The sequence below is a fragment of the Bacillus sp. ISL-57 genome (assembly GCF_018613135.1).
Taxonomy (GTDB): domain Bacteria; phylum Bacillota; class Bacilli; order Bacillales; family DSM-1321; genus Peribacillus; species Peribacillus frigoritolerans.
Map to the genome: position 1 here is coordinate 51,008 of NZ_JAGGQV010000022.1, position 12,337 is coordinate 63,344.

At 39.9% G+C, this 12,337-nt stretch carries 11 protein-coding genes; 9 read left to right on the forward strand and 2 right to left on the reverse strand.

The window, feature by feature from the left end; all coding sequences use genetic code 11:
- Positions 1 to 181 precede the first annotated feature (181 nt).
- The 7 genes from J7I90_RS23525 (at position 182) to J7I90_RS23555 (ending at position 6,504) form a co-directional block, all read left to right on the forward strand.
- A complete protein-coding gene (locus J7I90_RS23525; RefSeq protein WP_214773995.1) occupies positions 182 to 1,039 on the forward strand; it encodes an amidase domain-containing protein in 858 nt (285 codons plus the stop codon).
- A 67-nt stretch (positions 1,040 to 1,106) separates the two neighbouring features.
- Entirely contained in the window at positions 1,107 to 1,595 is a 489-nt protein-coding gene (trmL, locus tag J7I90_RS23530; RefSeq protein WP_048689880.1) for a tRNA (uridine(34)/cytosine(34)/5-carboxymethylaminomethyluridine(34)-2'-O)-methyltransferase TrmL, read from the forward strand.
- 76 nt (positions 1,596 to 1,671) lie between these two features.
- Positions 1,672 to 2,421 carry an oxygen-insensitive NADPH nitroreductase gene (gene nfsA / locus J7I90_RS23535; RefSeq protein WP_214773996.1) on the forward strand — a complete coding sequence of 250 codons (750 nt, stop codon included), beginning with the start codon at positions 1,672 to 1,674 and terminating at the stop codon, positions 2,419 to 2,421.
- Between the two features lie 281 nt (positions 2,422 to 2,702).
- The gene (locus J7I90_RS23540) at positions 2,703 to 3,551 is read left to right on the forward strand and encodes an ABC transporter ATP-binding protein (protein ID WP_214773997.1); all 849 of its coding nucleotides are present in this window, start codon (positions 2,703 to 2,705) and stop codon (positions 3,549 to 3,551) included.
- A complete protein-coding gene (locus J7I90_RS23545) occupies positions 3,502 to 4,422 on the forward strand; it encodes an iron-hydroxamate ABC transporter substrate-binding protein (protein ID WP_145504876.1) in 921 nt (306 codons plus the stop codon). The genes J7I90_RS23540 and J7I90_RS23545 overlap by 50 nt, the downstream gene beginning before the upstream one ends.
- 67 nt (positions 4,423 to 4,489) lie before the next feature.
- Entirely contained in the window at positions 4,490 to 5,500 is a 1,011-nt protein-coding gene (locus tag J7I90_RS23550) for a FecCD family ABC transporter permease (RefSeq protein ID WP_053533900.1), read from the forward strand.
- Positions 5,497 to 6,504 carry a FecCD family ABC transporter permease gene (locus J7I90_RS23555; protein WP_048689868.1) on the forward strand — a complete coding sequence of 336 codons (1,008 nt, stop codon included), beginning with the start codon at positions 5,497 to 5,499 and terminating at the stop codon, positions 6,502 to 6,504. The genes J7I90_RS23550 and J7I90_RS23555 overlap by 4 nt, the downstream gene beginning before the upstream one ends.
- A gap of 80 nt (positions 6,505 to 6,584) precedes the next feature.
- On the opposite strand, the gene J7I90_RS23560 is transcribed toward J7I90_RS23555, so the two are convergent.
- Together J7I90_RS23560 and J7I90_RS23565 are read right to left on the reverse strand one after the other, a co-directional pair.
- Positions 6,585 to 7,532, reverse strand: coding sequence for a response regulator (locus tag J7I90_RS23560; protein ID WP_214773998.1), 948 nt, complete (start codon positions 7,530 to 7,532; stop codon positions 6,585 to 6,587).
- A gap of 4 nt (positions 7,533 to 7,536) precedes the next feature.
- Complete coding sequence (locus J7I90_RS23565) at positions 7,537 to 8,802, reverse strand: sensor histidine kinase (protein WP_214774006.1); 1,266 nt, start codon at positions 8,800 to 8,802, stop codon at positions 7,537 to 7,539.
- Positions 8,803 to 9,237: 435 nt separating this feature from the next.
- Between J7I90_RS23565 and J7I90_RS23570 the strand changes: the two genes are divergently transcribed.
- Together J7I90_RS23570 and J7I90_RS23575 are read left to right on the forward strand one after the other, a co-directional pair.
- The gene (locus J7I90_RS23570) at positions 9,238 to 10,227 is read left to right on the forward strand and encodes a glutaminase (RefSeq protein ID WP_311315251.1); all 990 of its coding nucleotides are present in this window, start codon (positions 9,238 to 9,240) and stop codon (positions 10,225 to 10,227) included.
- A 204-nt stretch (positions 10,228 to 10,431) separates the two neighbouring features.
- Positions 10,432 to 12,066, forward strand: a complete 1,635-nt coding sequence (locus J7I90_RS23575) for a glutamate/serine transporter AimA (protein WP_214774007.1) — start codon at positions 10,432 to 10,434, stop codon at positions 12,064 to 12,066.
- The last annotated feature ends 271 nt before the right edge of the window (positions 12,067 to 12,337 follow it).

Sequence of the window (12,337 nt, forward strand, 5' to 3'; positions counted from 1 at the left end):
GCCTCGTAAATATAACGGGGCGGCTTTTTTGCTTAAGATATTTCGGAAGCTTCAAGGAAAATCTTTATAAAAAGTTTCATTATGGTTAAGGATTGAAAACTCCCATATCTATGAAGTTGTGTTTTTGTCCATGCCCTCGTACATACACATTAGCATAGATGGTAAGAAGGAGGGCATGAACTTGAGGGAACAATTGCAACGCCTTTTACAAGAAAGAGTGGAGTTTTATACTTCAGATGATCTGGAACGGGGTGAAAGGAAGTTACATTTGAAGAAGAAAATGATGAGGAACCGCGCTGCCGAAATTGTTCGGGTGAATGCGGCAGGCAAGGTACATTCGAAGAGAAAGGAAGACCGGGATACAGTCCTGACCTATCATGTCCATCTGCAATATTTATTGAAACAGGAAGATTCATTTTATATAGAAGAAGAAATGGAAGAAAGGGAGGCACGGTTTCGAAATGGGTATATAGTGGATGAAAATGAGTTGATTCCCAGCTTTGAAACCGAAGAGGCACCGCCAAAATGTGATCCAGGCGCAGATCGTCTCGCATATAAGTATGATCGAATGAAGGCCGTTCAATATGCCGAGCGTTGGTGGAATGAATTCAATCCGGCTTATTATAAATTCACCGATGATTGTACGAATTACATTTCACAATGTTTACATGCAGGGGGAATACCGATGTGGGGGGCGCCAAATAAAAATAAGGGCTGGTGGATAAGGGGGAAAAGCTGGAGTTATACATGGACGACAGCCCATTCTTTATATCATCTGCTTAAAGCCGGGAATGCCATCAGGACAAAGCAGGTGGAGTCGGCCAAGGAATTGAATTTGGGCGATATCCTCTGCATAGATTTCGAAGGGGACGGACGGTTTGACCATAACTTGATTGTAACGGCGAAGGATCAGGACGGGATGCCGCTTGTGAATGCACATACGATGAACAGCCGTCACCGATATTGGACGTATGAGGATTCAACCAGATATACACCGAACATTGTTTATAAATTCTTTGTGATTTTGGATGGAGGGTGATAGGTTTTTAGTCTCTTTTGTTTAATGCTATAATTAAGGTGAAGTTCAAACTAGAGGTGAAAATGAAGTGTCAATACATGTAGTTTTATATCAACCACAGATTCCAGCAAATACAGGAAATATCGCAAGAACATGTGCAGGGACGGATACGTCTTTACATCTCATTCGCCCGCTCGGTTTCTCGACGGATGACAAACAGCTCAAACGGGCCGGGCTCGATTACTGGGAGAATGTAAAGATCCATTATTATGATTCGTTAGAAGAGTTTTTTGAAAGAAATGCCGGCGGTGAATTTTATTACTTGACGAAATTCGGGGAGCAGCCGCATTCCAGCTTCGATTACAGTGATCAAGACAGTGAGATATTCTTCATTTTTGGCCGTGAAACGACGGGTCTCCCGAAAGATCTGATCCAAGAAAATATGGATCGGTGCCTGCGGATTCCAATGACGGATAAAGTACGTTCCCTTAATCTGTCGAACACGGCAGCCATCTTGGTTTATGAAGCACTTAGACAGCAAAATTACCGTGAATTGGATTTGAAAACAAAAGGTTGAGTTTCATCAATACTGTCATCGGGGGCATTTCAGCCCCGATGATGAATACTTTACATATTCTTTAGGGGTGGGAGCATTGAATAACATTATTGAGAAGATTTTAGATCACCGTTCCATTCGTTCCTTTGAGGACAAGTTATTGTCTGGGGAGCAAATCAATACGATTGTGGAATGTGCCCAAGCTGCATCTACTTCAAGTTATATTCAAGCATATTCAATCATAGGGGTAACCGACCCGGAAAAGAAAGCCAAGCTTGCCGAACTTGCCGGACCGCAGTCATATGTAGAGAAGAATGGACATCTATTCCTCTTTTGCGCCGATTTATATCGTCAGGATATGGTTTCCGAAATGGAAAACATGGACCTGTCCGAATCGATTGAAAGTACCGAGAAATTCATGGTTGCCTGTATTGACGCGGCTCTAGCGGCCCAAAATGCAGCATTGGCGGCAGAATCGATGGATCTAGGCATTTGCTATATAGGCGGGATCCGCAATAATCTCCCGGAAGTGTCAGCGATTTTGAATATACCGCATCGTGTTATACCATTATTTGCTCTAGCGGTCGGATATCCGAAAAACCGTTCGGATAAAAAGCCGCGTTTGCCGTTGTCCAACATTTATCATGAAAATGGATATCAGGAGGATAAGCAAGAGTTCATCGGACAACTTGAAGAGTATAATGAAACGATTTCCAGTTATTATGAGCTTCGGACTAAAGGTAAACGAAAAGACACCTGGACCGGGCAAATGGCAGGAATGCTTGGAAAGAAAAGCAGGCTGTACATGAAGGATTATGTTGAGAAGCAAGGATTTAAGAAACATTGATTAATGAATACGGCCTATTAGGAATATTCTTGCCAAAGTGCTGAGTATGAGCCAAACAGTAAAGATCCCGGGAACGTCTCCGGGATCTTTATTGTTTTCATTGTCAGTCGGTAATACGGACCGGCCCCAAAAATCCTGTCAGAAATTCTTCTTATATGACCATGAACTTACCATTGACAATATATTTAGATAGAATTATAGTAATTAAGTAGTGGATAATGATAATCATTTTCATTTGAGTTTTTACTTACCTATTTTTTTCAGTAAATGGAGGTTAAAAAATGGTTCGCCTATATACAGAGAATTTGAACATTGGTTATGGTGAACGTTTAATTGTAAAAGATCTCAGTGTGGAAATTCCAGATAAAAAAATCACAACGATCATCGGTTCAAATGGATGTGGGAAATCGACACTTTTGAAAGCGATCACCAGAATCATTCCAAATCAATCAGGTACGGTTGTTTTAGATGGGGTTAATATCTCAAAAGAAAGCACTAAGATCCTCGCCAGAAAAATGGCCATACTTCCTCAGACACCCGAGAGTGCAAGCGGTTTGACGGTTGGGGAGCTCGTATCATATGGGCGCTTTCCCTATCAAAAAGGTTTTGGGCGCCTGACCCAGAAAGACTATGATGTGATTGATTGGGCACTTGAAGTGACCGGCACGAAAGACTTCAAGTTCCGTCCCGTGGATGCTCTTTCAGGAGGTCAGCGCCAGCGTGTTTGGATTGCGATGGCCCTTGCCCAGGAAACGGAATTCATCTTCCTTGATGAGCCGACCACCTATTTGGATATGGCGCATCAGCTGGAGGTTCTGGAATTATTACAGAGGCTGAATGTAGAACAGGGACGTACAATTGTCATGGTTCTTCATGATTTGAACCAAGCTGCTCGCTTTGCCGACTATATCATTGCCTTAAAGGACGGGGAAATAGTCAAAGCAGGAGATTGTGAAGAAGTCATCACTCATGAAGTTCTTAAGGAAGTATTCCATATTGATGCGGTAATCGGACGAGATCAACGAACGAACAAACCAATGTGCAGCACATACAACTTACTAAAAGGAGATTTGACAACAAATGAAAAAGATAATGTTTCCATTTATACTGCTGTTAGTGTTAATTATTAGCGCTTGTGGTAACGAGTCAGCCGAAAAAGAAAAAAGCTCCGCTTCCAAAAAGGAAAAATCAGGTACCATCACCTATCAATCTGAAAATGGTCCTGTTGAAGTTCCGGCTGATCCTCAGCGTGTTTTAGTACTATCATCTTTCGCAGGTAACGTAATGGCTTTGGATGTTAATCTTGTAGGGGTTGATTCCTGGTCTAAAATGAACCCGAATTTTAAAGAGTTAAAAGATGTGGAAGAAGTGACGGACGAAAACCTGGAAAAGATCATCGAGTTGAATCCGGATTTAATCATTGGTTTATCCACGATTAAAAATGTCGATAAATTAAAGGAAATTGCTCCTACCGTAACATATACATACGGAAAAGTTGACTATTTAACACAACATGTAGAAATCGGTAAACTTTTAAATAAAGAAAAAGAAGCTCAAGCATGGGTGGATGATTTCAAAAAACGGGCAAAAACAACTGGTGATGAAATTAAAGCCAAAATTGGAGAAGATGCTACCGTTTCCGTTTTCGAAAAGTTTGACAAACAGTTCTATGTATACGGTGATAATTGGGGACGTGGAACGGAAATCCTTTATCAAGAAATGAAATTGGGTATGCCTGAAAAGGTAAAGGAAGTGGCACTGAAAGATGGTTACTTTGCCTTATCATTAGAAGTCCTTAAAGACTATGCAGGTGATTATGTGATTTTGAGCAATAACAAAGATCAGGACAATTCATTCCAACAAACTGACACGTTTAAAAACATACCTGCCGTTAAAAACAATAAACTGTATGAAGCTGATGCAAAAAAATTCTACTTCAATGATCCAATCACATTAGATTACCAATTAGACTTCTTTTCCAAAAGTTTTCTTGGAAAATAATACAGCGAGGGAGAGGGATTCCAATTCCTCTCCTTTTATTCTATAAAAAAAGAAATGAGAGAGACAGATGACTAATGAAAATCAACGTTTCATCCCATTTATAAGTAAACTGATCATAGCGATCGTCGCCTTTATAGGCATGTTCATTATTTCAATGGCATTTGGTGCGGCTGATGTTACCGTTAAAGACGTCTGGCAAGCACTGACATCAAATGCTGTCGGTGAAAAGATTTCAATCATTCGGGAAATCCGCTTCCCTCGTGAAGTGGGGGCAATCTTTGTGGGTGCAGCCCTTGCCGTTTCTGGGGCCATCATGCAGGGAATGACCAGAAATCCACTTGCCGATCCCGGATTGCTTGGATTGACGGCAGGAGCCAATGCAGGTCTCGCCATCACTTTGGCATTCATTCCAAATGCTAATAATCTAGGGATCATGATTGCGTGTTTTATAGGTTCCGCTGTCGGGGCAACCATGGTTTTCGGAATCGGTGCGATGAAAAAGGGAGGATTTTCACCTTTGCGGATCGTATTGGCTGGTGCTGCAGTCTCTGCATTCCTATTTGCAGTTTCGCAAGGGGTCGGCATATATTTCAAGGTTTCAAAAGATGTATCTATGTGGACAGCTGGCGGGAATATCGGAACTTCATGGGAGCAGCTTCGTGTAATCGTTCCGTTCATTTTAATGGGCATCCTCATCTCCCTTATCTTTTCCAGACAGCTCACCATACTTAGCTTAAGTGAAGAAGTGGCAGTAGGCTTAGGGCAAAAGACAACACAGATAAAGGCGGTTCTCTTCGTGGTCATCATACTCCTGGCAGGGGCTGCCGTTGCGCTTGTCGGAAATATGGTGTTCATCGGGTTAATGGTCCCACATATCGTTCGGGCTATCGTGGGTACGGATTATCGATTCATCCTCCCTATGTCTGCGATTTTGGGAGCCACTTTCATGCTGCTTGCCGATACGATCGGCCGTACGATCAATTCTCCATATGAAACACCTGTGGTAGCGGTTGTTGCGATGATAGGTTTACCTTTCTTCCTCCTAATCGTGCGTAAAGGAGGTAAAGCATTTTCATGATTCAGTCAGCTTTAGTCAAAAAACAGCGTTGGATAATAGGTGCATTGAGTGCACTCATCATCATTACGATCATTATAGGGACGTGCTCGGGCTATTCCAATCTTTCTATAGGACGACTGTTTCCAACGCTCTTCGGGCAAGGGACGTTCAAAGAGGAATTCATATTATTTTCCGTCCGCTTACCGCGTATCATCATCACCCTTTTAGCTGGCATGGCCCTTGCACTGTCGGGAGCCATACTACAAGGGATCACACGTAATGATTTAGCCGATCCCGGAATCATCGGGATCAACTCAGGAGCAGGTGTTGCCATTGCCGCATTCTTTCTGTTTTTCCCGCTTGACGCTGGTTCTTTTGTTTATATGGTTCCGCTTGTTGGTTTTATCGGAGCGTTACTGACGGCCTGTTTAATATACATCCTCTCATACAAGAGGAAGAGTGGACTTGAACCCGTCCGGTTAGTGCTGATCGGCGTAGGTTTTTCAATGGCGCTTTCAGGCCTGATGATTGTCCTCATTTCGTCAGCGGAACGAGCGAAGGTCGATTTCATCGCAAAATGGTTGGCAGGAAATATATGGGGCACGGATTGGCCTTTCATTTGGGCAATCATTCCATGGTTAATCATCCTCATTCCATTCACTTTATATAAAGCAAATCGTTTGAATCTGCTTGGTTTAAGTGAACCGGTCGCAATTGGGGTCGGTGTATCGATTGAAAAGGAGCGGATCGTACTGCTGATCACGGCTGTAGCATTGGCAGCGGCTGCCGTTTCTGTTACAGGCGGAATTGCATTCATTGGACTTATGTCCCCGCATATAGCAAAATCCTTGGTAGGACCTCGAAATCAACTATTCATTCCAGTTGCCATTTTAATCGGTGGATGGCTATTGCTGCTTGCCGATACGATCGGCCGTAATATAATTGAACCCGAGGGGATTCCTGCAGGTATTATGGTTGCATTGATCGGTGCTCCTTATTTCATGTATTTATTGTTGAAAAAATAAGAACTGGCCAAAATCCCCTGAAATCCTCAGGGGATTTTATGTTTTTTGAGTGCTTATGCAGTTTTTTGTTTTAATTAGGATTATCTATATCTAATGATTTCATCAGGATTCAATCGTTTCGCTTCGAAATAAAATACTTGAATAAACCTTTTTGTATTTACCCGGGTAGGTGTAAGAACTACTGTTGAATCATTTTGCAGTTCTTTCATCTTTTGGCGAACGACTGTGAAATCAAAAAATTTGGAAGCGTAATTTTCAAACTTAGGATTTGAAAAATCCGTTAAACCGAGCGAAGCGAAATGATTTAACGAATGGTTAATCGTTCTGCGAATTCGCTGTTCGGCAGCTTTTATTTCCCGATTGATATCTACCTGCAAAGCTGCTGTGCCGAGCTTTTTTTTGGTGATTTCTACAAAGATTTCTTTAAGGGTGGGGAATTGCTTTCCAAAAGTAAAAGTCCGTTCATACATAAATAAATACTGAAGCATTTCGATTAAATCTTTTGCGCCATTTTCTCCAACGACCCCTAATTCCGATAAAAGGAATTCACCCACCTCCCTTATACTTTTTTCATTAAAACTATTGGAGTTATCAACTTTTGGCTGCTCAAAGTTCAATACACCATTTAAAGAAGCTTGGATATTTGTGATTGATCTTTCTAAATGAATACGTTCCATAACTTTTCGGATAACTGTCAATATCTCAATCCGATTGATTGGTTTAGTAATATAATAATCGATTCCAAGTGAATATGCCTCACCAATCAGCTCCTTTGATTCAACCTGCGAAATCATTATTATTTTCCCGTTAAATGTATTTTTTATATGACGAAGTGTCTCAATGCCATCCCGGATGGGCATTAATAAATCAATAAATAAAATATCAATTTGTTTTAAATTCAAAATATGCCCTTCTAATAGACTTCCATCCTCGGCTTCCTCCACTACCTCTCCTAAATCTTCGTTTTCTATAATTTGGCTTAAATTTGAACGTACGGCACAATCATCATCTGTTATAAAAAAACGCATGGAATCATCCTTTCTGGACCAACTTATGAATGGGTAATCTTATGGAAAAAATGGCGCCATTAAAACTATTCTCAAATAGGATATCTCCACCCAGTTCTTTTACGACCTCTTTAACATATGAGAGTCCAATCCCTGTTGAAGGTGTCCCGAACTGATCATACTTTGATGTGAAACCAGGTTTGAATATGACAGTCTGGTATTTTTGAGGAATTCCAGGTCCGGTATCAGCAACTTTAAATTCTACATTGTCGCTAATTTCAAACAAACTTAAACGGACGATTCCCTTTTCATTAATTGCTTCCACTGCATTGGCTACTAAATTATTGAAAAGGGATAAAACGGTATATACATGATAAGGTGAATCGTTTTTTCCTTCCAATGAGTATTCGAATTGAATGTCCTTTCCTAATGATAAGGCATATTTTTCATTAATTCGGATAATTAAATGAAAAAGTTCAGCAGCATTCATATAATCTTTAAAACTCTCATTGGAGATTAATTTGGAGAGACCAGCAAAAATCCGTTGATTATCTTTCTTGACTTCATGCATTTCACCCGCGATGCGTAATGCTTTTTGACTATATGGCTCTGTAAGATCATGAAGTTGATTTTCCCGTCTTTTTTCCAGTGCTTTTAATTCGCGATACAAATCATATGATTTCTTTGTAATATTCTCAGCATTTTTTAATGTTTTTTTTAAATGAATCGTTTCCTCGTATAAATTGGAAATGAGCATCAGCATATGCTCATTTTGTTTTCTGATTTGCCTCTCCCTTGATTGTGCTTCATAAAGTTTCATCATATTAAAAAAGCTCAAAACGATAAAACTGTGGCCGAATGCGATAACGAACATCTCATTTAGTGAGCCAAACGTAATTGTTGTTTCCAACACAATATATTGAAAGATTAATTCTACGGAGTCGGACAATATTTCGATAATGAGTCCAATAAATCCAATCATCAAAGTTCGATTTTGAAAGCGGTTGATTTTCGCAAAATAGAATAGAACGGAATAGGTAAAATAAAAGAAAAAACTAGGATAATGAGCGTAAAAAGCGGAAATCCAGGAGAAATTATCCTGCATGAAAAAGTCGATTAGAATGCGAAATATCACAACCATTGTTCCTGTCAAGATGCCCGAAAATATGGCAGGTATTTTTTGTAATAATAGTAAAAAGAAGAAAAATGCAGGCACACCAAAACTTACCCGAAACGTTTCATTGAAAGGATAAAAACTCAATTCGCCTGCTAATGGAACAGTTAACAACATCAAAGCAAGGACATAGACCTCTTTTTTCATTAACGTACTGAGATACAAGTCGTCACCTCCTTATTTGTTTAAAAAATCAGTATACAGTTTCATCGGCTTCAATACAACGCTTACTTTGTTCCTGAATAGAACGGCTTATAATCAATTATGGCAAAATCAATCTGTTTTTCTATCCACAAAAAATGGTAACGGGACATGTGAGATGATCTCGTTTTTTTAGTGGATTTTTATTTTTTAGATTTTGTAGGTTTTCGTATGATTATGTAGTTCCTAATTTAAAATTAATGCAGAAAGAAAATTTTGAAAGCGCTTAACAATTTTTAGAATATTCATTATTTTTTCATCGAATCTATTACATGCTAGCTTGATGGCATTCGGTAAAACGCTCATATTGAAAATATAATGATACAACAACTGAAGAGGTGGAAGAATGTGATTGAAGAATTGTCGCAAGAGTATGACATTCACGTAAATAGTCAAAGAAAATCCGACTTGGATGAATGGGTAGCACATTACAGATCCTTTGCTATTGAAGGACAAACCGCTAATTATATACCGGCATTGAGAAATGCACATTTATCGCAATTGGGCATTACCATACTGGAGCCGGGCGGAACAATGATCAAGTCAGGGGATTGGGAAGTTCCTTTCACGCTGCAAAGTATTTCAAAAGTACTCAGCTTTATAGCTGCATGCTTGGGTCGCGGAATTTCTTATGTGTTAGAGAGGGTCGATGTGGAACCGACTGGGGATGCTTTCAATTCAATTATTCGTTTAGAAATGCATAAGCCGGGAAAGCCGTTTAATCCTATGATAAATGCCGGGGCGATTACAGTAGCTTCGCTTCTCCCAGGGGATTCTTCACAAAAGAAATTGGCATTTCTCTATGAGCTATTTGAAAATTTGTTAGGGAAGCGCCCGATAATCAATGAGGAAGTGTATCAATCTGAGTGGCTAACCTCTCATAGAAATAGAGCTTTGGCTCACTATTTGAAAGAGACCAATTATTTGGAATCGGAAGTAGAGGAAGCCTTAGAGGTTTACCTCATGCAATGTTCCATAGTAGTGACCACAGAAGACATAGCCTTGCTTGGACTGATTCTTGCTCAAGATGGTTACCATCCCGTTCGTAAAGAACAAGTAATCCCTAAAAAAGTGGCTAAGCTGGCCAAAGCATTAATGCTTACTTGCGGTATGTACAATGCTTCGGGGAAATTTGCGGCTTTTATTGGGGTGCCGGCCAAAAGTGGAGTATCTGGCGGGATTATGGCACTAGTTCCTCCAAGTGCCAGAAGCGGAATGCCTTTTCAAGATGGATGTGGCATTGGAATTTATGGACCAGCCATCGATGAATATGGGAATAGCGTAGCAGGTAGTTTGTTATTGAAACAAATGGCACAAGAATGGGATTTAAGCATTTTCTGAAATGCAGAAAAATTTGGTTCCGGAGTAATTAATAGAAGCAATAAGTGGACATCCTTAAGATTTTCTCAAAAATTTTCAAACTTTTACAAGAGATGAAGTAAATGCAGCAATTACTTTAAGGTGTAATTGGACGCATTAGAACAATCATTAATCCAGTTACTTTTAAACGTAAGCAATAATTTTGGAAAGCATGGTGAAAAATATATGAATAATATGCAGCGAAAGATGGGAACATTTTCGTTAATGATGGTAGGACTCGGGTCAATTATTGGCTCAGGTTGGTTATTCGGGGCTTGGAGAGCGGCACAGATTGCTGGACCCGCTGCCATTATCTCTTGGATTATCGGGATGGTTGTTATTTTATTTATCGCACTATCTTACAGTGAATTAGGGTCTATGTTTCCTGAAGCTGGGGGAATGGTAAAATACACACAGTACTCTCATGGTTCTTTTTTAGGGTTTATTGCAGGCTGGGCAAACTGGATTGCAATCGTTTCCGTAATTCCAGTTGAAGCGATTGCTTCTGTTCAATATATGAGCTCATGGCCATGGGAATGGGCACGGTGGACACATGGTTTAGTGGAAAATGGAAGTCTCACTGGGGGAGGCTTGGCAATTGCCTCTGTATTGCTGATCGTCTACTTTTTATTAAATTACTGGACAGTCAGCTTGTTTTCAAAAGCTAATTCATTTATTACAGTCTTTAAGATTATTATTCCTGGACTTACGATTGGCTCACTTTTATTTGCCGGGTTTCATGCATCCAATTTTACATCTGCAGGAAGTATCGCTCCGAATGGTTGGGCAAGTGTACTTACTGCTGTAGCAACTTCTGGTATCATCTTTGCATTTAACGGTTTTCAAAGTCCAATTAACATGGCAGGTGAGGCAAAGAATCCTGGACGTTCGATCCCAATTGCAGTAATTGGCTCCATTTTAATTGCAACGGTCATCTACGTTTTATTACAGGTTGCATTTATTGGAGCGGTTGACCCGTCCATGATTGTGAATGGATGGCAACATTTGAATTTCAATTCACCCTTTGCTGACTTAGCAATTGTTTTAGGCATAAACTGGTTGGTTATTTTACTATACGTAGATGCTTTTATTTCTCCTTCGGGGACAGGAATAACATACACGGCGACCACGTCACGAATGCTTTATGGAATGGAAAAGAATAAATATTTACCAAGCGTGTTTGGAAAACTGCATCCTCTTTATGGGATTCCGCGTCAAGCCATGTTTTTCAATCTAGGCGTATCTTTCTTATTTTTATTCATGTTTAGAGGCTGGGGCGTATTGGCAGAGGTTATTTCAGTCGCGACTTTAGTTTCTTATATTACAGGTCCAGTTACTGTCATGACATTAAGACGCACAGGTCAGAACTTGTACAGACCATTACGTTTAAAAGGATTAAGCATCATTGCACCACTGGGCTTTGTTTTTGCTTCTTTAGTTCTATATTGGGCAAGATGGCCGCTTACAGGTCAAGTATTATTTATCATTATGGCTGGTCTTCCCGTTTATTTCTATTATCAATCAAAAATAAAATGGAAGGGATTCCGCCAAAACTTTTCAGCAGGGCTTTGGATGGTTGTTTACTTACTCTGTATGATGACCATTTCATACTTAGGCAGTGAAAAGTTTGGTGGACTAAACATAATCCCATTTGGTTTGGATATGGTCATCATTACATGTTTATCACTAATGTTTTATAGTTGGGCAATAAAGAGTGGTTTCCAAACGGAATATTTGGAACAAGGACAAAAAGTAAATGAAGACTTGAGATCGTTGGAGAACAACGTTTCAGCTCAAACTGATAAAAAGGACGCTGTATAAATGATGAAGCCTATTCGATTGGCATGCTCAATAAGCCATTCGTGAATGACTTCGAAAGTGCTTCTATATTTATATATAGATGAGGATTAAAAAAAGGGACGGCAAATTTAATTTGTGGTATTATCCCCTTCAGGTAGACAGAGAAAAAAGAGAACATGATAAAATGTTCTTAACTGTCAATCTGGAGGGGATTTTTGTATGGCAAAAAAGGGGCAAACGTTTCAAGCGTATACAGAAGAATTAAAGAGAGAAGTGGTTCGTCTGAAATAGG

Excerpts from the sequence above, each read along its gene's own strand:
- J7I90_RS23545 (WP_145504876.1), top strand. The coding sequence starts at position 3,502 with ATGAAAAAGATAATGTTTCCATTTATACTGCTGTTAGTGTTAATTATT.
- J7I90_RS23560 (WP_214773998.1), bottom strand. The coding sequence starts at position 7,532 with ATGCGTTTTTTTATAACAGATGATGATTGTGCCGTACGTTCAAATTTA.
- J7I90_RS23565 (WP_214774006.1), bottom strand. The coding sequence starts at position 8,802 with ATGTTGTTAACTGTTCCATTAGCAGGCGAATTGAGTTTTTATCCTTTC.
- J7I90_RS23550 (WP_053533900.1), top strand. The coding sequence starts at position 4,490 with ATGACTAATGAAAATCAACGTTTCATCCCATTTATAAGTAAACTGATC.
- J7I90_RS23575 (WP_214774007.1), top strand. The coding sequence starts at position 10,432 with ATGAATAATATGCAGCGAAAGATGGGAACATTTTCGTTAATGATGGTA.
- J7I90_RS23540 (WP_214773997.1), top strand. The coding sequence starts at position 2,703 with ATGGTTCGCCTATATACAGAGAATTTGAACATTGGTTATGGTGAACGT.
- J7I90_RS23555 (WP_048689868.1), top strand. The coding sequence starts at position 5,497 with ATGATTCAGTCAGCTTTAGTCAAAAAACAGCGTTGGATAATAGGTGCA.